Genomic DNA, 24,691 nt, shown 5'->3' on the forward strand with positions numbered 1-24,691 from the left:
CGCCGGCGGGTCGGGCAGGCCGAGCGGGTCAGGGGGATCAGGCAGGTCGGGCGGCTCCGGCAGCGGCAAGGGCCAGCGCGGTCGCGAGGGTTCGGGTGGCGGCAAGCGTCGTGACGCACCGCCGGCCAACAGCGAGATGGCGGACGCCCTCCGCCGCGCCGGGCTGCTGGGTGGCGGCGGGAAACGCTGAACGTCTCCCGCCACTCCGTCGGTGGCCGTACGCAACATCGGCGGCCGTACGGTGCGCTGCCGACAGCAGCGCGTACGGCCGCCGGCTCAGGCCAGCCGGGCCACGTACGCGGGCAGCTCGCACTTGGCGAACGCGGCGGCGTCCCAGTCCTCGGCGAGGACGCCGCTACCCCGCCACACGTACGAGCAGGTCCGTCCGCCGTCGGTCAGCTCAAGCGGGCGGGGCTCGTACTCCGGGCCCTCGAACTCGTCCAGCACACGGCGCTCAGCGGCGGTCAGACCGGACAGCACCAGACCGGCTGTGATCACGCCCGGAGCGGGCACCAGCCCCGGATAGACGTGTCCGGCCAGCGCCGCGGCCCGCCAGCCGCGCACCCGTGCCGGCGCGCGGGGCGGCACCCGGCCGAGTAGCGCTGCCAGCACCTCGGGGAAGCGCAGCGTGCCGTAGACGAAGAGATCCGGGTGCTCGACCGCCATGCCCGGACCGTAGACCATCGTGTCCGAACCGGCGCGGCGGCGGGCACGGGCGGGACGCACGGACGGCGGGAAGCACTGAGCCTCACAGCAACCCGGCCGCCTTGTACAGCACCAGAGAGCCGGCCACCGCCACGTTGAGGCTGGCGCCCGTCCCGATCATCGGGATCTCCACCGCGCTGTCCAGCAGATCCAGGGCCTCCGGCGGAACGCCGGACTGTTCGTGCCCGAGCACCACCACGGTGGCCTGCCGCACCGGCGGCAGGTCCGCGAGGCGTACCGCCCCTTCGGCCAACTCCACCCCGATCACCCGCAGTCCGCGGGCCCGCTGGCGTTCGAGCCAGCCGAGGGGATCTCCGGTCCAGTGCACACAGGCGGGGCGCCGAAGCGTGTCACCCCGAGCGAGCGCCTCGGGCACCCAGGGGAACCGGGGCACGATCAGACAGGCGCCGACCGCGTCACACGTGCGCAGCAGGGTGCCGAGGTTCGCGCCGTGCAATGGCCAGAGCGGAGCGGCGTACAGATGATCCCAGCAGGAGTGCGCTCTGCCGCGCCGGAACTGGCGCAGCTCGCGGCGCGTACGGACGCGCAGCGCCGGGGCGCGCTGTCGGCCGCTCATCGGCGCCCGAGGCAGGACCTCCCGGGATCCACAGACATCGCAGGAAAGAGCATCCGCGCACGATAACCGGTCAACCGCAGCCCCGCGAAGGGCTTTTCGACCGGCGAGCGGCGGCTGCGATCCGGCGCCCGGCGCCTTCGGCGGGCGGCCGACCCGCCACCCGGTCGCGAAAGCCCTGCTGGTCAGCGTCTCGAGGGGACTTTTCGGCATCGCACAACCTACGATATCGTAACCTACGGCACCGTAAGTAATGCCCTCCCCACAGGCGTTTCGTGCCCGAGCGTCCCCGTTTTCTGGAGTCCCCGTGAGTTCGACCGCCGTTCCGCACACCAGCACGTCCGAGTGGACAGACAGGCAACTGCTCTACGCCCTCGAAGAGGTGGTGGAGAAGGAGCTGAACCGACACCTGTCGGTCGCCAAGGACTGGATGCCGCACCAGTACGTCCCGTGGAGCGAGGGCCGGGACTTCGACGGCCCGTTGGAGGGCGCGGCATGGGCACCGGAACAGTCCAAGGTCACCGCGGTGGGCCGTACCGCCCTGGTGGTGAACCTCCTCACCGAGGACAACCTGCCCTCCTACCACCACGAGATCGCCAGCCTCTTCGGCCGGGACGGCGCCTGGGGCAACTGGGTGCACCGCTGGACGGCGGAGGAGGGCCGGCACGGCATCGTGATGCGGGACTACCTCCTCACCTCCCGGGCGGTCGACCCGGACGAGTTGGAACGGCTGCGGATGGCGCACATGTCGGAGGGCTTCGAGTCCGACAACCAGCACAGCATGCTGCACTCGGTGGCGTACGTCGCCTTCCAGGAACTGGCCACCCGGGTCTCGCACCGCAACACCGGGCACCAGTCCGGCGACCCGGTCTGCGACCGGATGCTCGCCCGCATCGCCACCGACGAGAACCTGCACATGATCTTCTATCGCAACCTGCTGCGCGCGGCGTTCGAGATCGCCCCGGACCTGACGATGCGTGCCGTCCGGGACGTCGTGACGAACTTCCGGATGCCCGGACACGGCATGCCGGGCTTCGAGCGGGCCGCGGCGCGGATCGCCCTCGGCGGCGTCTACAACCTGCGCATCCACCATGACGACGTGATCCAGCCGGTGCTGCGCTTCCTCAAGGCGCTCCAGATCGACGGTCTCGGCCCGGAGGGGCTGCGCGCGCAGGAGGAGTTGGGTACGTACCTGAACGGACTCGACGACCAGGCCCGCAAGTTCGACGAGCGCCTGGAGGCGCGCCAGGCACGCCTCGCGGCCCGCGCCGAGGAGGCGGGGCGACCGGCGGCGTGACCGCCGCCCCGCTGGTGCTGACGCCCGCGGCGCGTACAAGCCGCCCGGGGCAGGGTCCCGGGCCCCCGGTCCCGGCCGCTCACAGGCCGAGCAGGCCCGGGTCCCGCGCCTCAGACCGGAAGTGGTCGCGGGGCGTCCGCACCAGCTTCCGCTCGGTCAGATCCAGGAGGCCCCCGACCCCGGAGACCTCGGCCACCAGGCTCCCGTCCGGGCACGTGAGGCGCTGCTCGACACGGAAGGTCTTGCCCTCGCCGAAGACGAGCGCGCAGGAGATGTCGACGTCGTCTCCGACGACCACCTCACGGTGGTATCGGATCGTCGTCTCCAGGGTCACCGGGCCGAATCCGGCGGCCTGGATCTCGCCGTGCCGCAGACCCGCCGCGCGGAGCAGCTCCCACCGCGCGTGTTCGGCGTACTGCAGATACGCCACCGCGGTCAGGTGCCCCTGCGCGTCGGTCTCGTACGCGCGCACGGTCACCCGGACCGTGAACGGCTCCGTCATGTCGCTGCTCCCTGCTCGGCTGTCGGCGGTCTCCAGCTGGCGTCCTGCGGTCGACGCTTCCGCAGTTGACCGTCGCGTGTCTCACCCCGGCGGTCACGCGTACCGTGTCCATCGTCCGACGGTGGTGGGTCACCAGCAGCAAGGTGCCAGTGTAGGGCGCCCCACTGTCGAACTGTTCGACAGTGGGCGGGCCGTTCCTTCATGGCTACGTCCGATGGGTGCCGGTGCCCAGGGCGAGTCGTGCGGCAGCACCCGTACGCCGCACGAGTCGCGTACGGTCCCCTCCGGGCGGCGATCCGCCTCCCGCGGCATCCACCCCCAGCGGAAGGGCTCACAGGTGTCCTATCCCCCACAGCGGTACTCCGGCGACACCGGCGAGGTGAACGCGGTGTTCCGGCCCGCCAGCACGGCACCGGACCTCACCGCGGCGAACGGCAGCGAGACGCGCTATCTGGCCACACACCACACCACCCAGGGCGAGTTCGGCCTGTACCAGGTCGACATGGCGCCCCGGGCTGGCGGCCCCAGCACCCACTTCCACAAGACCATCTCGGAGTCCTTCTACGTCCTCTCCGGCACCGTCAGCCTGTTCAACGGCGAGGAGTGGACATCCGCCACGGCCGGCGACTTCCTGTACGTCCCGGTCGGCGGTCTCCACGCGTTCCGGAACGACTCGAACGAACCCGCCTCCATGCTGCTGCTCTTCTCCCCCGGAGCGCCCCGCGAGGACTACTTCGAGAACCTCGCGGAGATGGCGCGGCGTGGCGGCACCGAGCAACTCGACTTCCGGCTCCGCCACGACAGCTACTTCCTGGAGGACATGTAGCCCTGGGCCAGCGGCGTGCCACGCCTGCACGGGAGAGGCGCCCGACCCGCTCGCTCCTACAGCCGGACCATGACCTCGTCAAGCGGCTTGCGGCTCAGGTCCGGCACCCGCGCGTCAGGCGCCGGATAGCCGACCGGGATGACGTACGCCGCACGCTCCTCGCTCGGCCGGTCACAGATCTCGTTCAGGAAGCGCATCGGGCTCGGCGTGTGGGTGAGCGTCGCCAGCCCGGCCAGGTGCAACGTGGCCAGCAGCAGGCCCACGGCGATGCCGACGGACTCCTTGGTGTAGTACGGGCGTGGGGAGTGCGGGCCCCGGTGCACTTCGAAGACGACGAGCACGGCGGGCGCGGCCTCCAAAAACGGCTTGTGCTCGTCGGTGCCGAGCGGCGCCAGGGCCGCCAGCCACTCCAGGGACGCGCGGCGGCCGTAGAACTCCCGCTCCTCGGCCTCGGCGGCCTCGCGCAGGCGGGCCTTACGCGCCGGATCGGTGACGACGACGAACCGCCAGGGCTGTACGTGCGCTCCGCTGGGCGCGGTCGCGGCGGTGCGGATCGCCCAGTCGAGCACGTCCTCGGGCAGCGGCCGGGAGTCGAAGTCCCGGACGGTGCGGCGCCGGGCCATCCGTTCGTGGAACTCCTCGGCGCGGGCCGCCGCCTGGTCCGCCGGTACGTCCATGGGACGCAGCGGAACGGTGACGGGCGGCGGAGTGCCGGGCGACGAGGTGACGGGCGACGAGGCGGCATCCGTATTGGTATGGACCATACTGTCAGGACAGCACGCGGTGGTGCAGCGCGGCAAGACAGGCGCGGATCGCCGGTCTGTCCGGACCGGCCCGCCAGGCGGCCAACACGTCCCGCTCCAGGGGTGGTTCACAGTCAACGAAGCGCACCCCGGTCGGCGTCGGACGTTCCGCCATGGCCGGCACCAGCGCGGTGGCCAAGCCAGCCTCCACCAGGGAGAGCTGGGTGGCGTACTCAGCGACGTCGTACCGGATGTCCGGCTCCCGGCCACGGCTGCGCAGCGCCTGTACGAGCGCTTCGTACGGCTCGGTGCCGGGCGCGCAGCTGGCCCAGGGCGTGCCGCCCAACTCGGCCAGGTCGAGCGAGGTTCCGCTGCCGCCAGGGTGCTCGGCCGGAAGCGCGACCCGAACAGGTTCGCGTACGAGAGCCTGGATGGCGACCCCCTCGGGCAACCGCATCGGCCGGCTGCTCCAGCTCTCGATCACCAGCAGGTCCAGGTCGCCGGCGAGGAGCAACGGCAGCATGTCGATACCCTCGCCGTCCCGCAGGGACGGGGTCAACCGGGGGTGCGCCTGGGCGAGGTCGGCGAGCGCGCCGATGAGCAGGCTGCGGACGGCGCTGCCCACACCGCCGAGGCGTAGCGGGCCGAGGATCTCGTCGTGCAGGTCGACCAGGTCCGTCTCGGCGGCGGTGAGCTGGGCCAGGATGCTGTTCGCGTGGCCGGTGAGGACCCGACCGGCGTGCGTGAGCCGCACGCTGCGGCCGTCCCGCTCCAGCAGTCGATGACCGGACTCCCGCTCCAGCTTGGCCAGTTGCTGGGACAGCCCGGAGGGCGTGACGTGCAGCGCGGTCGCGGCCCGCGCGATGGTGCCGTGCGTGGCGACCGCGGCGAGGGCGCGGAGGCGTTCGAGGCTGTACACGGAGAAACAGTAGCAACACTGTCGTGTACCCCGCAGAAAACATCGCTTTTACTATCGGGTCGTGGCCCCCAAGGTGTAGTCCATGGCATCCGTACCCACCTCCCGTAGCGTCACCGCCAGCAAGACCCGTGCGGCCGGCGGGCACCGACACGGCTTCGACAACCCCGTGCTGCTGGTCCTGGGGGGCGCCGCGTGCACCGCCGCGTCCGGCGCCTTCGTCAAGCTGTCCGGTACGGACGCGGGCACGGCCGCCTTCTTCCGGTGCGCCCTCGCGCTGCTCGTGCTGGCCCCGCTCGCCTGGCGCGAGGTCGTACGCCGGGGCACCCGGGCCGGACGCTGGCTGCTGCTGGACCTGGCCGCGGGAGCGCTGCTGGGCCTGGACTTCGTACTCTGGACCGCCTGTGTGCTCAACCTCGGCGCGTCCATCGCGGCCGTGCTGCTCAACGTGCAGGTGGTCGTCTTCCCGCTGTTGGCCCGGCTGGTGTCCGGCACCCCACTGCCCGGACGGTTCCTGCTGGCGGCGCCGGTGATGCTGGCTGGTGTCGCGCTGGCCGGCGGTGCGATGGGGGGCGCCGACGGCGAGGGCGACCCGGTGGCCGGAGTGCTGTACGGCACGGCCTCCGGGGTGGCGTACGCCGGTTACCTCTTCCTGGCCCGGCTGGCGGGCGGGCGTACGCACCAGGCGCTGCCGGTCTGCGTGGCCACGGTGGGCGCCACGGCGGCGGCCGGCCTGCTGGGCGGCGCCTGGACGGGGATCGCGCTGCCGGACACGGTGGCGGCCTGGGCCTGGCTGGCCGCGTTGGCGCTGCTGGGGCAGGTGCTCGCCTGGCTGCTGATCAACGCTGCCCTGCCCCGCCTGGCGCCCAACGTGGGCGCGGGGCTACTGCTGACGCAGCCGGTGCTGGCCGTACTGGTCGGGGTGGTGGTGCTGGACGAGCGACCCACGCCCAGCCAGATCCTCGGCAGCGTGCTGGTGATCATCACGGTGTGGTACGCCACGCGCACGCCGAGTGGCGCGTCGGGTGGGGCGAGCGACCAGGCCGGTGATGCTGGTGGTCGGAGTGCTGGTGGTGGGAGTGCTGGCCGCGTCGGCGCTGTCGGTGACGCCGCCGGCGCCGGTGGGCTCGGCGATGCGGACAGTGCCCGTGATGTCGGTGACGCCGCCGGCGCCAGTCGGGGTTGAGTGCGTCCGGCGGCGGGTGAGTGGAACAGGGAGTGCACCGGGGATCGGCCAACATACACCCCCGCACAGGTGCCCGCTCACCCGCTACCGGCCGCTCCAAATGCGATTGCCCGGCGTCGTGGGCGGGTGTACCGTCATGGGCGGTTCTGTTGCCGCCGATTGGAGAGGTCCGTTGCTCGTCTGAGGTCCTGAGACACCGTGTGCCCCGCTGACTGCCACGGATGTGACCTCGAAGCGAGCCGCCTTCTTCGGCGCCCGCCCGGTGCCCCTTTTCGGGGCCTGGTGTCTCCGCGTTTGCCCCTTCTCGGGTTTCCTCGTACTCGGGAGTCCGTTCGTGACGGCCAAACGTCCGCGGGCTCCACCACCATCCGGAGCGGCCCATGTCAGCACCCACCGTCTCGCTGTCCTGTCATCACCTCTCCTTCGGCTGGCCGGACGGCCGGACCGTACTGGAGGACTTCGACCTCACGATCGGCCCCGGACGCACCGGCCTGGTCGGACTGAACGGCGCCGGAAAGTCCACGCTGCTCAGACTGCTGGCCGGGGAACTCACCCCGCAGGAGGGCTCGGTCCAGGCCACCGGCGAGGTCGGTTACCTTCCACAGAACCTCACCCTGGACACCGCGCTACGGGTGGACGAGGCGCTCGGCATCGCCACCGCCAGGTCCGCACTGCACGCCATCGAGGCGGGAGACACCGCCGAGGAGCACTTCACCGCGGTCGGGGACGACTGGGACGTCGAGGAGCGTGCCCGGGCTACGCTCGACCAGTTGGGTCTGACCGACATCCAGCTGGACCGGCGGATCGGTGAGATCTCCGGCGGCGAGACGGTGCTCCTGCGGCTCGCGGCCCTGCTGCTCGGCAGGCCGGACGTCCTGCTGCTGGACGAGCCGACGAACAACCTCGACCGGCACGCGCGCCATCGGCTCTACGACGCAGTCGTGTCCTGGACCGGAGTACTGGTGGTCGTCAGCCACGATCGGGAGCTGCTGAGCCTGGTCGACCGCATCGCGGATCTGCGCGCGGACGGAGTGCACTGGTACGGCGGCGACTTCGCGGCGTACGAGGAGGCGCTGGCCACCGAGCAGGAGGCCGCGCAGCGCATGGTGCGGGTCGCCGAGGCCGACCTGCGGCGACAGAAGCGCGAGTTGGCCGACGCCCAGGAGAAGCTGTCCAAGCGGGTGCGCTACGGCAACAAGATGTACGCCAACAAGCGGGAGCCCCGGGCGGTCATGAAGCTGCGCAAGCGCGCCGCCCAGGAGTCCGCCGGCAAGCACCGCATCATGCACGAGCAGCGCCTGGAGGGCGCCCGGGACAGACTCGACGAGGCGAGCGACGCGGTACGGGACGACGACGAGATCCGGGTGGACCTGCCCGCGACCCGGGTGCCGAGCGGTCGTCAGGTGCTCACCCTGCGCGGGGTGCGACTGCGCCACGGCGGCCGGGTCGAGGTGGATCTGCACGGCCCCGAGCGGGTCGCGCTGGTCGGACGGAACGGCGCCGGCAAGTCCACACTGCTGCGCACCATCGAGGGCCGGATTCCGGCGGAGGAGGGCGAGGTGCACCGGCACGTGCCGGTCCGTTGTCTCCCGCAACGGTTGGACGTGCTGGACGACGGACTGTCGATCGTGGAGAACGTGGCCAGGATGGCGCCGGGCGCGAGCAACAACCAGATCCGGGCACGGCTGGCGCACTTCCTGTTCAAGGCCAAGCGGGCGGACCAGCGGGTGGGGACGCTGTCCGGCGGCGAACGCTTCCGGGCCACACTCGCCGCCGTGCTCCTGGCCGAGCCGGCTCCCCAGCTGTTGATGCTGGACGAGCCGACTAACAACCTGGACCTGGCGAGTATCCGGCAGCTCGGCTCGGCGCTGGAGGACTACGAGGGCGCGCTGCTGGTCGCCGGGCACGACCTGCCGTTCCTGCACGAGTTGGGCATGACCCGCTGGCTGCGGATGGACGGCGAGCTGACCGAGGTGGACCCGGACGAGGAGTTGTGAGCGGTAGCCGTACGGTGCGCGGCGGCGGCCCGGCACGGGCGTGTCGGGCCGCCGGGCTTGCTCAGATGTGGCCGTCCAGCCTCGCCGCTGTGCTGCAGGCCCCCAGCCGGCACGACTGCCGCCAAGAGGGCCTTCCTCGGTCTGGTCAGAGTGAGCCCCATGGAGATCGCCGGCGCGTACGCCAGCCTGCAGCACGACGGCAAGCAGCTCACGCCCTCGATTGTGCGCTCCGCCAACCGCGCGGGAGAACGCCGGTCAGTACGGGAAGCCGTCGGTGACCAGGCCGTGGACAGCGCCGTCGCCGCACGGCACTCCACACGGCGCACGGTCACCGGCCCGAGCGACGACGGCAAGGGCGAGTGGTATGTCGGCTCAGCGCCGAACTCGTCACCTCCATCGCGCTGTTCGGCGCGGACGACACAACGCAGGAACAGGTCCCGCTGGACACCGGACGGGAAGACGCCACCACGAAGATCTTCCGCGCCTACACCGGGCGGTCCTCCGAGCCCGGCAAGAGTTCCCCAGCACCCGCCAACGGCTGACGACCTGGCTTCTGGCGACCAGGTCAGGACGCCGGCGCCGGCGACCCCGCCAGACCGCGTCGAGCCCGCGCGCGGTGAGCGGCCCGCGCGGCACGGGCAGCGGGCAGGTAGCGCAGCCGCTCGGGCAACCGGGGCAGGATGTGGCGTACCACCGCGCTGAACCGTCTCAGCCGACGCTCCTGCGCCACGCTCCAGGGCAGTTCGAGGGCCCGCCGGGCGTCCGGTGGCAGGTAGCCGATCGTGACGAACCGCCGCAGCCGGCTGAGCATCGGGCCCAACACCGGCCACCCGGCCCGTAGGAGCAGGCGCGCGGCTCGCGGACCCCGGTCCGGCGGTGGCAGCGGCTCGGTGATCGAGACCAGATCCCGCACGACCGTGTTCGGCTCCAGCTCCTCCGTCAGCGTCCGTCGGTAGTACGGCCAGAACTCCTCCAGGTTCTGCGGCATGTCCCGGTCCGCGATGCCGAGCACCCGGCCCACCCGCAGCCACTCCGCGTAGAGTTGCCGCTCCTGCGCCGGGGTGAACGGCCGCTTCCCGAGGTAGCGCTGGGTGTGCTGGAACACCGGAAAGCCGGTCGCGTGCACCCAGGCGTAGTACGCGGGAGTGAGCGCGTGGTACGGCCGGCCGCGGCTGTCGGTGCCCCGGATGCCGCGGTGCAGCCGGCGCAGCCGGTGGCCCTCCTCGACGGCACGGTCCTGTCCGTACACCCACAGTTGCAGGCTGTGCAGCGAGCGTTCGGCGCGGCCCCAGGGGTCCGTGCGGAACACGCTGTGCTCGTCCACCCCCGCGCCCACCGCCGGGTGCGCGACCTGCAGGAGGAGCGCGGCGGGCAGCGTGAGCAACGTGCGCACCTCGCCGACCAGGTCCCACAGCATCCCGCCCGGGGGCGGAGGCACCGGGTCCGACTCGGGCGTACGGGCGTCGCCACCGCGGGTGGGCGGCGGCGCGGGCCGTGGAAAGGTCAGCTCCGCTGGCTCGGGTGGTTCGGCGTGCATACCCTCATGGTGCGCCTGTGGCGCGTGGGACGGCGAACGCGTACGGGGAAAGGCGCGCGGGGGAATCCACGCGCGCCGCGGGGCCGGGGATTGCGGCGGGATTGTCATCGGCCGCTTTCCACACTAAAGTTGCGCGGGTGACTGCCGGGTCGGCCTTGTGCCATTCACGAAACGGGTTCCCGGCCTCGGCGTGAGCCCGGGGCGGGCGAGAGGCCCGCCGCTCGTTCTTTTGTGCGGCTTTCTGCCGTGATGTCCTTCTCTCGCTGTGGCACTCGTGGTGTCGAAATCACGTCGGGAGCATGCCACCGCGTTCCTCACCGTGGGCGTCGAAATCGCCCTGTGACACTCGTCATCGCTGTTCCGGGCCACTCTGCTCCCGGCCGGCGTATGCCGCGTGCTGCCTTTCCGCGCCTTCGGGCTTTCGGGCCGGGCGCCATGTGCCGTATGCCCGCCTGACGTGCGGCCGTACGTCACGCGACCTCTGCCGAAATCCATCCGGAGAGCGGCCCTCGCGCCAGCGCCCTATTTCGTCATGCCCGAATTCCAGCACCGCCCAATTCACGCTTCCCGTCACTCGTCACCCCTTGGAGACACACCGCACATGACACTCGACTTCAATCAACGCGTCATCGAGGAATTCCGCGCGAACGGCGGCCGAGTGGGCGGGCCCTTCGAGGACGCCCGCCTGATACTGCTGACCACCACCGGTGCCCGGTCCGGGCAACCGCACACCGTCCCCCTCGGCTGCCTGCCAGACGGTGAACGGTCCCTGGTCATCGCCTCCGCCGCGGGCGCGCCACGGCATCCGGCCTGGTACCACAACCTGCGCACACGCCCCCGCGTCACGGTCGAGGACGGGGCGTTCCGCTACCCGGCGGACGCCGTGGTGCTGGAGAGCGAGGAACGCGACCGGCTGTTCGCGCGCGCCGTCGAGGCCGACCCGGGCTGGGCCGAGTACCAGGGGAAGACCTCCCGGGTGCTCCCGGTGGTGGCCCTGCGGCCGGCGCCGGGACCACCGCGCCCGACCGGTGACACGCTGGGCGCGTTCCTGCTCGGCAGCCACGACGGCATCCGCCGCGAGCTGGCGCTGATCCGGAAGGAGGCCGCCGGCTCGGGCCGGACCCTGGGCGGCCAATTGCGGATGAACTGCCTGACCCTCTGCCTGGGCCTGGGCCAGCACCATCAGGGCGAGGACGTCGGACTGTTCCACCTCGTCGCCGAACGGCGCCCGGACCTCGCCCCCATCCTGGAGCGGCTGCGCGCCGAGCACGAGCGGCTGGCCGTACTCCTGGAGGAGCTACGGACGGTGCTCGCGGACGACACCACGGACCCGGCCAGGCTGCTGCGCGAGGTGACGCGGCTCACCACCGAGCTGGAGGAGCACCTGGCCTACGAGGAGCAGCAGCTGCTCCCCGTGCTGGACGAGCTGCCGATGCCCTGACCCGGGCGGCTCTGGCCATCTCAGCGGAAGTCGTCACGGTGGTCGTGGGCCCACTGGGCGAACGTACGGGCCGGCCGACCGGTCACATCCCGGGCGGTGGGTTGGGGGCCGAGGGCGGACGGGTCGAAGTCCGGCATCGCACGCGGATCGGCCGGCCGGCCCTCGTAGTCCACGAAACCGAGGAGGAACTCGGCGTTGGCCGCCGCGAAACCGCCCTGCCGGAGGTACAGCTCCCGTGCTTCCTCCGGCGTGACCTGCTCGAAGTGGATCTCCTCCCCGAGAGCCGAGGCGATCGCGTGCGCCTGTTGGCGCAGGCTGAGGAGTTGCGGCCCGCTCAGCGTATAGGCCGCGCCGACGTGACCCTCGTGCAGCAGAGCCGTCACGGCGATGTCGGCGATGTCCCGCTCGTGCACGGGGAACCACGCAGCTGTCGGGTCCGGATGCCGTACGGTGCGCTCCTCCCGGATGGACGGGCCCCACAGGGACACCTTGTTCATCGCGAACTCGCCGGGTCGTACGTGCGTCCACTCCAGCCCGGAATCCTCCACCGCTCGCTCCACCGGGAGATGGAAGCTGGTGTCCATCCCGCCGGTCACCGCGCCGGAGGACAGCACGACCACGCGTCGTACCCCAGCGGCCTTCGCCCGCGCGACGACCTCGCGAGCCGTCTCGGCCACGGGGAAGAGGTACATCCGCTCGACCCCCGCGAGCGCCGCGCGCAGGCTGTCCGGCCGGGAGAGATCGCCGACCGCCACCTCCGCGCCCTTGGGCAGGGCCGCCCGCTCCGGGTCGCGGGTCAGCACACGGACGTCCCAGCCTCCGGCCCCGAGGAGTTCTTCGACGACGAGACGCCCGACCGTTCCCGCCGCACCAGTCACCAGCACCCTCATCAGTGCTCCTCTCGTCATGGGCGAGCCGTCCGGCGCACGGCATCGCGTCAGCTTTTCCGTATGTGCTACGGCTTTTATTTAACGTATCTTATACGGGAAAAGGAGCCCGGCGCCCTGTCACGGGCGGGAGAGGACGCGGTCCGGTTCATGGCGCTGAGCGACAGCGGGCGGGGCGACCCCCGGCAGACCCTGCGACTACTGTGGCGCGGCCTGGCTGAGAAGCCCGGCAAGCCGGCCCGGGGCCGCAAGCCACGGATCACGGCGGACCAGATCGTGTCCGCCGCCGTCTCACTGGCCGACCGGGAGAGACTGCCGGCGGTCACCATGGAGGGAGTGGCCGCCGCGTTGGGTGTGGGCACGATGTCGCTGTACACGCACGTCCCCGGCAAGGCCGAACTCATGGACCTGATGGTCGACGCGGCGTGGGGTGAACTCGACCTGCCGGCCGAACCGCCAGCGCGCCCCGAGGGCTGGCGCGAGCAGGTCCAGCTGTACGCCCGGGAGACTCTCGCGCTGTACCGTCGGCATCCGTGGCTGCGGGAGATCACCACGGTGCGCCCGCCGCTCGGTCCCGGCCTGCTGGGCCGGCAGGAGTACCTGCTCTCCAGCCTGGCCGACATCGGACTACCCGCGCGGCAGGTCACGGCCTCGGCCGGAGCCGTCGTCGCCTTCGTGGACGCCACGGCGGGATTCGAGGCCGAGCACCAACACGCCCACGAGGTGACCGGACAGACGGAGGCGGAGTGGTGGGCGGCACGGCAATCCTTCTGGGAGGACCTCTTCGACCCACCCTCCTACCCGACCATCACGCGGCTCTGGGCGGCGGACGGGCTGGCCGGCAGCACTGCCGAAAGTGTCGCCGAGGCCAGGGAGTTCGGCCTCCGGGCACTACTCGACGGCATCGAGGCCGCCGTCCGCACTCCGCCGACCGGCCGGTGACTCTCGGACGGGCCGCCGCGACCGCGTAGGCCGTGGTTCTACACATCTGGTGCGACAGCGATACTGGTGCACCCTGGGACCGGCCTGCGGTGGAGCGAGAGAGGCGCGAGCGATGGACGACCGGAACGCCGAGCCGCGTTGGGGCACTGGCCCGGCGACGGGTCGGGAGGACGCTCCCGAGACGGAGGGCCACACGGCCGAGACCGACACCCTCACGGTCGACGAACTCGCCGCCCGGGCCGGGGTCACGGTGCGGACGATCCGTTTCTACGGCACCCGTGGCCTGCTGCCTCCGCCCAGCATCGGGCCACGCCGGGTGGGCCGCTACGGCCCCGACCATCTCTCCCGGCTCGCGCTCATCGAGGAGTTGCAGCACCAGGGCATGACACTGTCCGCGATCGAACGCTACCTCCAGGGGTTGCCCGACGACATCACCGCGCACGAACTGGCCATCCATCGCGCGATGGTGGTGTCCTGGCTGCCGCACACGCTGGACGAGAGCACCCGCGAGCAGTTGGCGGGGCGGGTCGGTCGACGGCTGACCGAGGACGACTTGGCGCGGCTCGAGGCCATGAGCGTGTTGACCGCGACGGACGATCCCGCCGTCTTCCGGGTCGATCCCGCACTGCTGCACCTGGGCGTGCGGCTACTGGACGTCCCGATGTCGCAGGACTCCATCCTGGCCGCACGCCAGGTCGTCCAGGAACACGCGCGGGCGACCGCACGGGAGTTGAGACGACTCTTCCGGGACGAGGTGTGGCAGCCCTATCGCGTGTGGGAGGCGGACCCGGAGCAGGTCGAGCAGATGCGCTCGCTGTCCGCCCACATGCAACCGATGGTGCTGCAGGCGCTGGTGACGGCCTTTCAGCGGTCCATGCGGGAGGAGTTGCGGGACACCTTCCCGAGGGAGCGGGTCCCGCTACCGGACCGGCGGCCGGCCGACCCGGAGGAGTCGACCGGCCGGGACTGAGCGCCCGGCGGCAGATCCCGCTCGCACGGCGACGGTCGCTCTCGGTCGCTCAGCCCGCGCTGTCCCGCTGAGTGCCCTCCCGGTACGCGGCACCGCTCGCCGCCCTGGCGGCCAGCGTGTCCGGGACGGCGAACCGCGGGCCGTACCGCTGCTCCAACTCCCGGGCGCGCGCGACGAATCCGGCCGGCCCGCCGGCGTACCCGTCGATGTACTGCAGCACCCCGCCGGTCCACGGCGGGAAGCCGATGCCCATGAGGGAGCCGATGTTGGCGTCCGGAACGGAGGCCAACACCCCCTCCTCCAGACAGCGGACGCTGTCCAGCGCCTCCACGAAGAGCAGTCGCTCGGACAGCTCCCCCAGCTCCGCGGGAGCCCCCTCGCCGGTGAAGTGCTCGCGCAGTCCCGGCCACAGGCGCAGCCGCTTGCCGCTCTCGTCGTACTCGTAGAAGCCGGCGCCGCCGCTGCGCCCGGGCCGCCCGAACTCGTCCACCATCCGGTCGAGTACGGCGTCCCCGGGGTGCTCCGGCCAGCTCTGCCCAGCGGCCTCGACGGCCTGCCGGGTACGGTTCCGAATCTCCCGGGGCAGGGTCAGGGTGAGGTCATCCACCAGGGACAGCACCTTCGCCGGATAGCCGGCCTGCGCCGCCGCCTGCTCCACCGTCGCCGGCTCGACGCCCTCGGCGAGCATCGCGAGGCCCTCGTTGATGAAGTGCCCGATCACCCGGGAGGTGAAGAAACCACGCGAGTCGCCCACGACCACGGGCGTCTTGCGGATCCGCCGCACCAGGTCGAATGCACGCGCCAGGGCCTCGTCACCGGTCTCCCGCCCCCGAATGATCTCGACGAGCGGCATCTTGTCGACCGGCGAGAAGAAGTGCAGGCCGACGAAGTCGGACTGGCGCTTGACCCCGTCGGCCAGTTCGGTGATCGGCAGTGTCGAGGTGTTGGAGCACAGCAGCGCGTCGGGGGCGACGACGTCCTCGATCTCCTGGAAGACCCGGTGTTTCAACTCCGGGTCCTCGAAGACCGCCTCGATCACGACATCGCAGCCCGCCACGTCCCCGGGGTCGCCGGTGGGCCGGATCCGCTCCAGCAGCGCGGCACCCTGCTCCTCGGTCGTACGGCCTCGCGCGAGCGCCTTGGACACCAGGCCCTCGGAGTACTCCCTGCCCTTCTCGGCGGCCTCCCGGGAGACGTCCTTGAGTACCACCTCGAGCCCGGCACGTGCGCAGGAGTACGCGATGCCCGCGCCCATCATGCCGGCGCCGAGCACCGCGACCCTGGCAGCCGGGCGCTCCTCGACGCCCTCGGGGCGGCTGGCGCCGGCGTTGACGGCCTGCAGGTCGAAGAAGAACGCCTGGATCATGTTCTTGGCGATCTGCCCGGTCACCAACTCGGTGAAGTAGCGGGCCTCGACGACCTGCGCGGTCTCGAAGTCGACCTGGGAGCCCTCGACGGCGGCGGCCAGGATGTTGCGCTGGGCGGGGTACGGCGCCCCGCCGGTCTGCTTCGCCAGGTTCGCCGGGAAGGCTGGCAGGTTGGCGGCGAACTTGGCCTGTGCCGGCGTGCCGCCGGGGATACGGTAGCCCTCGCGGTCCCAGGGCTGCGCGGACTCCGGGTGCGCGTCGACGTACGCGCGGGCCGCGGCGAGCAGTTCCTCCCCGGTGTCCACCACCTCGTGCACCAGCCCGACCTCGCGGGCCCGCGCGGGCGTGTGCCGCTGGCCCTGCAGCAGTACGTTGAGCAGTGCGTCGGTGACCCCCAGCAGCCGTACGGTACGGGTCACGCCACCGCCGGCGGGCAGCAGCCCGAGGCTGGACTCGGGGCAGCCGATCCGGGAGCCGGGCGCGTCCAGGGCGACCCGGTGGTGGCAGGCGAGCGCGATCTCCAGGCCGCCGCCGAGGGCGGCGCCGTTCAGCGCGGCGACGACGGGTTTGCCCAGGGTCTCGATCCGCCGCAGGTTCCGCTTGACGTCCATGCTCTTGGCGAACGCGCTCTCGGCGTCCTCGGGGCGTACGCGGATCAGTTCGTCCAGATCGCCGCCGGCGAAGAAGGTCTTCTTGGCGGAGGTGACGATGATGCCCCGTACGGTGTCGCGTTCGGCCTCGAGCCGGTCGGCGACGGCGGTCAGGGACGCCTTGAAGGCGTCGTTCATGGTGTTGGCGGACTGTCGGGGATCGTCCAGGACGAGGGTGACGACGCCGGTCTCGTCACGCTCCCAGCGGATCGTGGACTCCTGGGGGGCGGATGCCTCGGGGGTGCTGGATGGGGCCATGGTGGTGGGTCTCCGTAAGGGTTGGACGGCGGGGCCGGGGCGCGGGGTGCCGGACCGGTCAGAGGCGTTCGACGACGGTCGCGATGCCCATCCCGCCGCCGACGCACAGGGTGGCCAGGCCGTACCGCTGGTCGCGGCGCTCGAGTTCGTCGACGAGGGTGCCGAGGATCATCGCGCCGGTGGCGCCGAGCGGGTGTCCCATGGCGATGGCGCCGCCGTTCACGTTGACCTTCTCCAGTGGCAGGCCCATCTCCCGTACGAAGCGCAGGACGACGGCGGCGAAGGCTTCGTTGATCTCCACCAGGTCCATGTCCTCGATGGCCAGTCCGGCTTTGTCGAGGGCCTTACGGGTGGCCGGGGCGGGACCGGTGAGCATGATGGTGGGGTCGGCTCCGGAGACGGCGGCGGAGACGATCCGGGCCCGTGGGGTGAGGCCGTACCGACTGCCGACCGCTTCGTTGCCGATCGCCACCAGCGCCGAACCGTCCACGATGCCGGAGGAGTTGCCGGCATGGTGCACATGCTCGACGGCCTCCACCCAGTGGTACTTCTGCAGCGCGACGGCGTCGAAACCGCCCGTCTCCCCGATGGTGGCGAACGACGGCTTGAGTGCGGCCAGCGAGTCCGCGGTGGTGCCGGGCCGGATGTGCTCGTCCCGGTCCAGCACGGTCAGGCCGCTACGGTCGGCCACCGGCACGACGGACCGCTCGAAGCGACCGTCCTTCCAGGCCGCGGCGGCGCGCTCCTGGGACAGCGCGGCGAATTCGTCGACGTCCCGGCGGCTGAATCCCTCGACGGTGGCGATCAGGTCGGCGCCGATGCCCTGGGGCACGAAGCCGGTGTCGAAGCTGGTCATCGGGTCCATCGCCCAGGCACCGCCGTCACTGCCGATCGGCACCCGGGACATGGACTCGACGCCACCCGCGAGGATCAGATCCTCCCAGCCGGAACGCACCTTCGCGGCGGCGAGGTTGACCGCCTCCAGTCCGGAGGCACAGAACCGGTTCTCCTGTACGCCGGCCACCGTGTCCGGCAGGCCCGCCGCGATCGCCGCCGTCTTGGCGATGTCGGAGCCCTGGTCGCCGAGCGGGCTGACCACGCCGAGCACCACGTCGTCGATGGCGGCCGGGTCCAGGCCCGGGAAGCGCCGCCGGAGCTCCCGGATCAGCCCGGTCACCAGGTCGATGGGCTTGGTGCCGTGCAGCGCGCCGTTCGGCTTGCCGCGTCCTCGCGGGGTGCGGACGGCTTCGTACAGGAACGCTTCCGTGGTCATGGTGTGCGACCTTTCGAAGGGGCGAGTCGTGGGATGGGGCGGATCGTGGTGTGCCTAGCTCGGCGTGCGCACCGCTGTGGGCGCGAGGTACGGGGCGCGTGTGGCGGGCGGCCGGCTCCCGCAGGCGTACGGGTCCCCACCCTCCAGGATGCCGCTGAGCGCGCACGCGGGCGTACGCCGTATGCACCGCTCATGTCGGCTCCTGAGCCAGGGCCGGCACGTCCCAGTCCCGCGCGACCTCGGCACCGTCCGCACCGGGGCGGGCCGGCGGCCTACGCAGGGCGCCCGGGGTGGCGGAGAACCGCGGGGCCGGCGCCGGCTGCACCTGCCCGGCGTGCTCGACGAAGGTGCCCCGAGCCGCGAGGTGCGGGTGCTCGGGCGCCTCGCCGAGGGCGAGCACCGGGGCCACGCAGGCGTCCGAGTCGGCGAAGATCCGCGTCCACTCCTCCCGGCTGCGGGTGCGGAAGCGCCCGGCGATCGCCTCACGCAACGCGTCCCAGCCGTCGAGGTCCTCACGCGAGGGCGTGTCGGCGGGCAGTCCGAGCAGCTCGACGAACTCCGCGTAGAACCGCGGCTCCAGGGCGCCAACCGCCATGTGGCCGCCGTCGCGCGTCTCGTACGTGCCGTAGAACGGGCTGCCACCGTCCAGCAGGTTGCTGCCGCGCCGATCCTGCCAACTGCCGGCGGCGAGCATGGCGTGGATCATGGTGGAGAGGTGACTGGTCCCGTCCACGATCGCCGCGTCCACCACCTGGCCGGCTCCGCCCTCCGCCTGCGCGTGCCGCAGCGCCGCGAGCACGCCGACCACCAGGTACAGCGAGCCGCCCGCGTAGTCCCCCAGTAGGTTCGCCGGGGGGTACGGCGGTCCGCCGGCCGGGCCGGCGAGGCCGAGCGCGCCGGTCACGGCGGTGTAGCCGATGTCGTGTCCGGCGCGGGACGCCAGCGGGCCGTCCTGTCCCCAGCCGGTCATCCGCCCGTAGACCAGCCGGGGATTACGTGCCAGGCAGGGGTCCGGGCCGATACCGAGCCGCTCGGCCACGCCGGGGCGGTATCCCTCCAGTAGGATGTCGGCGCGCTCGGCGAGGTCCAGCACGACGGCGGGACCGCGCGTGCTCTTCAGGTCGACGACCACCGAGCGCTTGTTCCGGTTGGTGAGGTCGGCTTCCGGGTCGACGCCCAGGGCCGGCCCGCCGGGGCGGTCGACCCGTACGACGTCGGCGCCCAGGTCGGCGAGCAGCATCGCGGCGAACGGGCCGGGGCCGATCCCGGCGATCTCCACCACCCGGAGTCCGGCCAGCGGACCAGGCCGGTCGTCCTCCCCGGGAGCGTCACCCGCCGTGCTGGAGTCCGCGGTCATGTGGAGGATCCTCGCTGCCGTGACAGTGTTGATGTAACACCGGTGATGCTATGAACGGGCGTGGCCCTTCCACAAGACCCGCCAGTAACTTGTGCGGTGGGGCCTGCTAGCGCTCGTCGGGGTCGGGGAGTTGGTCGAGTCGGCTCAGCAGCGCCTTCGGGGCGATGATGCGTTGACGTGCTCCCTGGCCTAAAGTTCAGGGATTCCGGCCTGGGTCTTCTGACCCTTCCGGGGGCTTCCTGCTTCATCGCGCTGCGCGGGCACGTGTGCCCGTCTTACCGGCGCTCCACAGGCGTTTGGCGTCTCCGCCCGTCCGGCGGCGATACGGCGTCCTTCGAAGAGGACGTTGCGGGCTGCGTTGTGGTCGCGGTCATGCGCGGTGCCGCACGCGCCGCACGTCCACTCCCGGACGTGCAGGGGCTTGGGGCCGTCCCGGAATCCGCAGGCCGAGCAGGCCTGAGAGGACGGGAGCGCACGGTCCACCTTGGCGAAGGTGCGACCGTGCTTGACTGCCTTGTACTCCAGCATGCCGACGAACGCGGACCATCCCGCGTCGTGCACGGACTTGGCGAGCCGGGTGCGGCCGAGGCCGGACACCGCGAGGTCTTCCACATACACCGCTTGGTTGTCGCGAATGATCTGTGTGGATGCCTTGTGGTGCCAGTCCCGGCGCCGGTCCGCCACCTTGGTGTGCTGGCGTGCGACCTTCACGCGGGCTTTGGCCCGGTTCTTCGATCCCTTGGCCTTGCGGGACAGCTCCCGCTGAAGACGCTTGAGTTTCTTCTCCGCCCTGCGCAGGAAGCGTGGGCTGTCGATCTTGCTGCCGTCGGACAGGACGGCGAAGGCGGACAGGCCGAGGTCGATACCGGCGTCGGTCTCCAGCTCAGGCAAGATGTCCGGTTCGGTGTCCACGACGAAGCTGAGGAAGTATCGGCCGGAGCTGTCCTTGGTGACGGTCAGGGACGTGGGTGCGGCCGGAAGCCAGCGGGACCACGTGACCTTGAGGTTGCCGACCTTTGCCACGTACACCGTGCCGTCGCCCTGGAGGCAGAAGGCGTTGGTGTTGAGGCGGATCGACTGCCGGGTGTCCTTTTTCGACTTGTAGCGGGGGAGGTCCGGCCTTGCGGCCCTGCCGCTTGCCCTTGAGGCTGTCGAAGAAGTTCTTGTAGGCGGTGTCGAGGTCGCGAAGGGACTGTTGCAGGACGACCGCTGACACATCGGCGAGCCAGGCGCGTTCCTCAGTGCGCTTGGCCTGGGTGAGGCGAAGCCGGGACAACTCGGCCGACTGCACATACGGCAGCCCCGCCACGTGCGCTTGCTTCCGGTCGCGCAGGCAGTCGTTCCACACCACGCGGGCGCACCCGAACGCCTGGGCCAGCGCACGGCGCTGCGGGGCGTTTGGGTAGGCCCGGTAGTTGTAGCGGAGGTGCATGACCGGGATCCTACCTACGATTGGCCTCATAACGGGACAGAACGATTACAGGCGTGGGAGACACGTAGTCTCGGCGATGCATGTGCACTTGGTCTTCGTGACGAAGTACCGGCGCGGGGTGTTCAACGACGAGTGCTGACGCGCTGCGAAGAGATCATGCGCAAGGTCTGCGAGGACTTCGAAGCGGAGCTGAAGGAGTTCAACGGCGAACGCGATCACGTCCACCTCCTGGTGCACTACCCGCCCAAGGTCGCCGTCTCGAAGCTGGTTAACAGCCTCAAGCGCGTCTCCGCCCGCCGGATACAGCAGGAGTTCACCGGCCAGATCAACCACGCCATCATGCACGCGCACCTGTGGTCACCCTCGTACTTCTCGGCCTCATGTGGCGAAGCACCGTTGGCAATCGTCCACCAGTACATCGAGCAGCAAAAACGTCCGCTCTAAAGTGCACCTCAGAGCAGTCTTGAGATGCATTCATCCCCGGCGTGAACACCGGGGATGAATGCAAGAGTCCCGGTAACTCTCCAACACCCAGTCGCACAGCAGATCCACGGCGGGCGCCTCCCGCCCCGCCAGCGGTATGGTGACCCATCCGGACCGGCCGAGGCCGTATCCGGACGGGGCCGCGGCGGGGAAGCTCAGCGCGTGGGCGTGCGCGTCGGGGTCCCGGAGCTTGACGGTCACCCGGGGCGCGTGGCCGCCTCGCACGCCGCCGAGGAACACGAAGATCTTCCTGTTGACCTTGGCCACGGCATCCTCGCCCCAGGGAAACTCCTCCACCGCCTCCGGCAGTTCCAGCGCGAAGGCGCGTACGGCCTCCCGTGCCCTTAGCGCCTCACGCGCCTCGCCTTCCGGCGGCGGTGTCTTCCCGGTCACGGGGCGAACCTAGCCTCGGCGGTTGAGCTCGCACCGCGGGGCTGCTCTGGCCGTGGACCGGTCAATCCCCATCCGGGCGAGCCCCTCATGGCCCATCCACCGTACGTTCGATCATGTACTCGACGCTGTCGAGGAGACGGTCCAGCACACGGTCGAAATCGGTCCCCTCGTCGAAGGCCCCCGCGAGGTACACACGTGTCATGCTCGGGTAGCGCTCGGCGTCGAAGTACGTCTCCCAGAACCCGCTCCGGTCCCGCCAGTACTCGCCGTAACCCTGACCGGTCGCCTCGCTCTCGGCGGCTTCGCGTGCCGCGGTGGAGGCGAGTCCCCAGACGAACCCGTTGACGAGTTCGAGCACTTCGACCACCCGCTGCTCGGGCAGCCCGGTGTCGATGAGCGTACGCAGTCCGGCCTCCTCCGCGTCGAGGACGTGCGGAGCCAGGGGCAGGCGATCGCGGTTCAGCGCAACGATCCACGAGTGCCGCCGGAAGAGGGCGTACGTCTGTCGCGCGTGCTGCTCCAGCGCGGGGCGCCAGTCGGCATCCGAGCCGGGCAGCTCGAGGGACGCGTAGGCGCGGTCGATCATGAGGTCAACGAGCTCGCTCCGACCGGGCACGTAGGTGTACAGGGACATAGCGCCGACGCCGAGTCGTGCCGCGACACCGCGCATCGAGAGTGAGTCGAGTCCCGATTCCTGCACGAGGTCGATCGCCGCGTCGACGACGGCGTCCTGGTTCAGCCGTGCCTTGCGCCCGAGCGTGGAGGGCGCGGGCGGGTCCCACAGGAGGGCGAACCGACGGGCGATCGCCGCCGCTTCCGGGGACGTCGACGCTCCGCCCGACTCGGAGGTCACCTCGGAACCCGGGTCACCTCCCGGAGCATCGGGTGCCCTCCCCGGTGCGGGGAACTTCTGTCCTCTGTTGGCCACGCAACCAGTCTTCCAGACCTCCGATACGGGAGGCGCCGGACTCGGCACACATTCCCGTACGCCGTATGCTAACTTGCCCACATGTTTCAGTACGGCGTACGCGAATTGGGGATCGCATGATTCACACCGAGGGCCTGAGCAAGACCTTCACGCGCAAGAAGCAACTGGTTCACGCCGTCAAGGCGGTTGATCTCGACATCGCGCCAGGCGAGCTCGTCGCCTTTCTCGGTCCGAACGGCGCCGGCAAGTCCACGACCCTGCGGATGCTCACCAGCCTGCTGCGCCCAAGTGCCGGGACAGCCAAGGTGGTCGGAGCGGACGTGCGCACCGAACCAGCACTCGTGCGCCGTCGCATCGGCTACATCGGGCAGGGCAACGGCGCCGGACACAACTACCGCGTCATCGACGAGTTGCACGTCCAGGGCTCGTTCTACGGACTCTCGCCAGCCGTCTCGCGCGAGCGCGCGGACGCGTTGCTGCCCGCGCTTCAGCTCGACGGACTCGAGAAGCGACCCGTCATGAGCCTGTCGGGCGGACAGCGTCGGCGCCTGGATGTCGCGATGGGCCTCATGAACCACCCGGCGCTGCTGTTCCTCGACGAACCGTCCACCGGCATGGACCCGCAGGGCCGGGCGAACCTGTGGGAACACATCACCACGATGCGCGAGGACCTCGGCATGACCCTCGTCCTCACCACGCACTACCTCGAGGAAGCAGACGACATGGCCGAGCGGGTCATCGTGATCGATCACGGCACGGTCATCGCCGACGACTCGCCCGAGCAGCTCAAGCTCGACCACGCCGACGACGTCGTCACCCTGAGCTTCCACTCGTCGGATGAGGCGGAACTCGCGGAGCAGGCCCTGCGGACGGACGGGCGGCACGCCGATTCTCTCGACGTGCGCACACCAGAGACCCTCGTGATCACGACGGACCACGGCGCACGGAAGCTGCCGAGCATCCTGTACCTCCTGGACGCGGCCGGAGCACCTCCGGCCGCGGCGACCATCAGGGAGGCCACCCTCGACGACGTCTTCCTCCACCTCACCGGCCGGAGCCTGCGGGAGAGCACCGAGCAGGACACGCCCGCCAGTGGTTCCCCCACCGCCGCGAACGCCACGAACGGAGTCGACGCCGCATGATCGCCCGGACCGTGGAGGACATCGCTGTCGCCGAGAAGCGCCACACGGGCGGACTCCGGCGCTTCACCTCGGACACCCGCGCCGTCTTCAAGCGCGAGATCATGCTCGTGCTGCGCGACCCGTTCTCCCTGATCTTCTCGCTTCTCCAACCGCTGGTGTTCCTCGCCCTCTTCGCTCCCCTGCTGGCCGGCACGGTCGGTGGCGGCGGGATCGACGGAGCAAGCACGCGGCAGTGGTTCCTGCCGGGAGTCGTCGTGATGATCTGCGTGTTCGGCACGGGCATGACCGGATCGAACTTGCAGTACGAGATGCAGACCGGGTCCTACGAACGCATACTCGCCTCGCCACTCGGGCGGGCGTCCATCCTGACCGGGCGCGCGCTCAAGGAGTTCGCACCACTCGTGGTCCAGGCGCTTCTCATCACCCTCTTGGCGGCCCCCTTCGGCGTCACCCTGCATCTGGCACACGTGCTCGTCGGAATCCTCGTCCTGGGAGTCTTCGGCATCGGGCTCGGCGCCCTGTCCTACGCACTCGCGATCGCCACGCGGGGCAAGGAGTGGATGTTCTGGGCCGTCCAGCAGTCACTCACGTTCCCGCTGCTCCTGCTGTCGGGAATGATGCTCCCGCTGGAGACCGGACCGACATGGATGCAGACCCTGGCCCGGTTCAACCCCCTGACCTACATCGTCAGTGCCGAACGGGAACTGTTCACGGGCACCTTCGCGTCACCCACGGTGCTGTGGGGTCTCGTCGCCGCGGTGGCCACCTGCGCCGGCGGGCTCGCCACTGGCATACGAACGATCCGCCGCTCCGCGCGATAGTTCACCGGATCGGGGACCGCCCGCCGTCTGCGCCCCACGGGTTCGGCGGCGTACGGCTGACCGA

At 70.9% G+C, this 24,691-nt stretch carries 23 protein-coding genes and 2 pseudogenes; 12 read left to right on the forward strand and 13 right to left on the reverse strand.

From position 1 onward, the window contains the following. A partial coding sequence (locus AN216_RS29600) for a hypothetical protein (RefSeq protein ID WP_139140871.1) occupies window positions 1-190 on the forward strand: 190 nt, incomplete at its 5' end. 86 nt (window positions 191-276) lie between these two features. On the opposite strand, the gene AN216_RS07290 is transcribed toward AN216_RS29600, so the two are convergent. Both AN216_RS07290 and AN216_RS07295 read right to left on the reverse strand, forming a co-directional pair. Then, a complete protein-coding gene (locus tag AN216_RS07290; protein ID WP_244502361.1) occupies window positions 277-666 on the reverse strand; it encodes a gamma-glutamylcyclotransferase family protein in 390 nt (129 codons plus the stop codon). Window positions 667-748: 82 nt separating this feature from the next. Further along, window positions 749-1,282: a TrmH family RNA methyltransferase gene (locus AN216_RS07295; RefSeq protein WP_070195792.1), complete on the reverse strand. Its 534-nt coding sequence runs from the start codon at window positions 1,280-1,282 to the stop codon at window positions 749-751. A gap of 304 nt (window positions 1,283-1,586) precedes the next feature. Here AN216_RS07295 and AN216_RS07300 point away from each other — a divergent pair, with 304 nt between their 5' ends. Continuing rightward, window positions 1,587-2,576 carry an acyl-ACP desaturase gene (locus tag AN216_RS07300; protein ID WP_070195793.1) on the forward strand — a complete coding sequence of 330 codons (990 nt, stop codon included), beginning with the start codon at window positions 1,587-1,589 and terminating at the stop codon, window positions 2,574-2,576. 79 nt (window positions 2,577-2,655) lie between these two features. Here the strand turns inward: AN216_RS07300 and AN216_RS07305 are convergent, their stop codons facing one another. Then, window positions 2,656-3,078, reverse strand: coding sequence for an acyl-CoA thioesterase (locus AN216_RS07305; protein ID WP_070195794.1), 423 nt, complete (start codon window positions 3,076-3,078; stop codon window positions 2,656-2,658). Between the two features lie 337 nt (window positions 3,079-3,415). On the opposite strand from AN216_RS07305, the gene AN216_RS07310 reads away from it, so the two are divergent. Then, window positions 3,416-3,904 (forward strand): cupin domain-containing protein, encoded by a 489-nt coding sequence (locus tag AN216_RS07310; protein ID WP_070196085.1) that lies wholly within the window; start codon window positions 3,416-3,418, stop codon window positions 3,902-3,904. Between the two features lie 56 nt (window positions 3,905-3,960). Here AN216_RS07310 and AN216_RS07315 read toward each other — a convergent pair whose 3' ends face one another. Both AN216_RS07315 and AN216_RS07320 read right to left on the reverse strand, forming a co-directional pair. Then, window positions 3,961-4,581, reverse strand: a complete 621-nt coding sequence (locus AN216_RS07315) for a nitroreductase family protein (RefSeq protein ID WP_244502362.1) — start codon at window positions 4,579-4,581, stop codon at window positions 3,961-3,963. 91 nt (window positions 4,582-4,672) lie between these two features. Beyond that, window positions 4,673-5,566: a LysR family transcriptional regulator gene (locus AN216_RS07320; protein ID WP_070195796.1), complete on the reverse strand. Its 894-nt coding sequence runs from the start codon at window positions 5,564-5,566 to the stop codon at window positions 4,673-4,675. A gap of 82 nt (window positions 5,567-5,648) precedes the next feature. Between AN216_RS07320 and AN216_RS07325 the strand changes: the two genes are divergently transcribed. The 3 genes from AN216_RS07325 (at window position 5,649) to AN216_RS07335 (ending at window position 9,288) form a co-directional block, all read left to right on the forward strand. After that, the gene (locus AN216_RS07325) at window positions 5,649-6,749 is read left to right on the forward strand and encodes a DMT family transporter (protein WP_070195797.1); all 1,101 of its coding nucleotides are present in this window, start codon (window positions 5,649-5,651) and stop codon (window positions 6,747-6,749) included. A 380-nt stretch (window positions 6,750-7,129) separates the two neighbouring features. Beyond that, window positions 7,130-8,746 (forward strand): ABC-F family ATP-binding cassette domain-containing protein, encoded by a 1,617-nt coding sequence (locus AN216_RS07330; protein ID WP_070195798.1) that lies wholly within the window; start codon window positions 7,130-7,132, stop codon window positions 8,744-8,746. 359 nt (window positions 8,747-9,105) lie between these two features. Then, window positions 9,106-9,288: a hypothetical protein gene (locus AN216_RS07335; protein WP_070195799.1), complete on the forward strand. Its 183-nt coding sequence runs from the start codon at window positions 9,106-9,108 to the stop codon at window positions 9,286-9,288. 23 nt (window positions 9,289-9,311) lie between these two features. Here AN216_RS07335 and AN216_RS07340 read toward each other — a convergent pair whose 3' ends face one another. Continuing rightward, window positions 9,312-10,283 carry an oxygenase MpaB family protein gene (locus tag AN216_RS07340; RefSeq protein ID WP_079166361.1) on the reverse strand — a complete coding sequence of 324 codons (972 nt, stop codon included), beginning with the start codon at window positions 10,281-10,283 and terminating at the stop codon, window positions 9,312-9,314. A 601-nt stretch (window positions 10,284-10,884) separates the two neighbouring features. On the opposite strand from AN216_RS07340, the gene AN216_RS07345 reads away from it, so the two are divergent. Beyond that, entirely contained in the window at window positions 10,885-11,724 is an 840-nt protein-coding gene (locus AN216_RS07345; RefSeq protein WP_070195800.1) for a nitroreductase/quinone reductase family protein, read from the forward strand. 20 nt (window positions 11,725-11,744) lie between these two features. On the opposite strand, the gene AN216_RS07350 is transcribed toward AN216_RS07345, so the two are convergent. After that, on the reverse strand, window positions 11,745-12,614 hold the full coding sequence (locus AN216_RS07350; protein WP_070195801.1) for an SDR family oxidoreductase: 870 nt from the start codon (window positions 12,612-12,614) through the stop codon (window positions 11,745-11,747). Between the two features lie 147 nt (window positions 12,615-12,761). Between AN216_RS07350 and AN216_RS07355 the strand changes: the two genes are divergently transcribed. Then, on the forward strand, window positions 12,762-13,553 hold the full coding sequence (locus AN216_RS07355) for a TetR/AcrR family transcriptional regulator (protein ID WP_070195802.1): 792 nt from the start codon (window positions 12,762-12,764) through the stop codon (window positions 13,551-13,553). 112 nt (window positions 13,554-13,665) lie between these two features. Beyond that, complete coding sequence (locus tag AN216_RS07360; protein WP_079166362.1) at window positions 13,666-14,523, forward strand: MerR family transcriptional regulator; 858 nt, start codon at window positions 13,666-13,668, stop codon at window positions 14,521-14,523. 49 nt (window positions 14,524-14,572) lie between these two features. Here AN216_RS07360 and AN216_RS07365 read toward each other — a convergent pair whose 3' ends face one another. The 4 genes and pseudogenes from AN216_RS07365 to AN216_RS07380 all read right to left on the reverse strand — a co-directional run bounded on the left by AN216_RS07365 (window position 14,573) and on the right by AN216_RS07380 (window position 20,860). Then, window positions 14,573-16,798, reverse strand: a complete 2,226-nt coding sequence (locus tag AN216_RS07365; protein WP_070195803.1) for a 3-hydroxyacyl-CoA dehydrogenase NAD-binding domain-containing protein — start codon at window positions 16,796-16,798, stop codon at window positions 14,573-14,575. Between the two features lie 58 nt (window positions 16,799-16,856). Next, entirely contained in the window at window positions 16,857-18,071 is a 1,215-nt protein-coding gene (locus AN216_RS07370) for an acetyl-CoA C-acetyltransferase (RefSeq protein ID WP_070195804.1), read from the reverse strand. A gap of 190 nt (window positions 18,072-18,261) precedes the next feature. Next, window positions 18,262-19,428, reverse strand: coding sequence for a CaiB/BaiF CoA transferase family protein (locus AN216_RS07375; RefSeq protein ID WP_079166363.1), 1,167 nt, complete (start codon window positions 19,426-19,428; stop codon window positions 18,262-18,264). 189 nt (window positions 19,429-19,617) lie between these two features. Further along, a pseudogene (locus AN216_RS07380) lies at window positions 19,618-20,860 on the reverse strand (RNA-guided endonuclease InsQ/TnpB family protein). Between the two features lie 28 nt (window positions 20,861-20,888). On the opposite strand from AN216_RS07380, the pseudogene tnpA reads away from it, so the two are divergent. Then, window positions 20,889-21,304 (forward strand): annotated as a pseudogene (gene tnpA / locus AN216_RS07385) (IS200/IS605 family transposase). Between the two features lie 30 nt (window positions 21,305-21,334). Here tnpA and AN216_RS07390 read toward each other — a convergent pair. Then, window positions 21,335-21,736, reverse strand: a complete 402-nt coding sequence (locus tag AN216_RS07390; protein WP_070195805.1) for an MmcQ/YjbR family DNA-binding protein — start codon at window positions 21,734-21,736, stop codon at window positions 21,335-21,337. Window positions 21,737-21,821: 85 nt separating this feature from the next. Beyond that, window positions 21,822-22,664: a TetR/AcrR family transcriptional regulator gene (locus tag AN216_RS07395; protein WP_139140872.1), complete on the reverse strand. Its 843-nt coding sequence runs from the start codon at window positions 22,662-22,664 to the stop codon at window positions 21,822-21,824. Between the two features lie 116 nt (window positions 22,665-22,780). On the opposite strand from AN216_RS07395, the gene AN216_RS07400 reads away from it, so the two are divergent. Together AN216_RS07400 and AN216_RS07405 are read left to right on the forward strand one after the other, a co-directional pair. Beyond that, window positions 22,781-23,806: an ABC transporter ATP-binding protein gene (locus AN216_RS07400; RefSeq protein ID WP_070195806.1), complete on the forward strand. Its 1,026-nt coding sequence runs from the start codon at window positions 22,781-22,783 to the stop codon at window positions 23,804-23,806. Further along, window positions 23,803-24,627, forward strand: a complete 825-nt coding sequence (locus AN216_RS07405; protein WP_070195807.1) for an ABC transporter permease — start codon at window positions 23,803-23,805, stop codon at window positions 24,625-24,627. The genes AN216_RS07400 and AN216_RS07405 overlap by 4 nt, the downstream gene beginning before the upstream one ends. Window positions 24,628-24,691 lie beyond the last annotated feature (64 nt).

The sequence above is a fragment of the Streptomyces oceani genome, assembly GCF_001751245.1.
GTDB classification, from domain to species: Bacteria; Actinomycetota; Actinomycetes; order Streptomycetales; family Streptomycetaceae; genus Streptomyces; species Streptomyces oceani.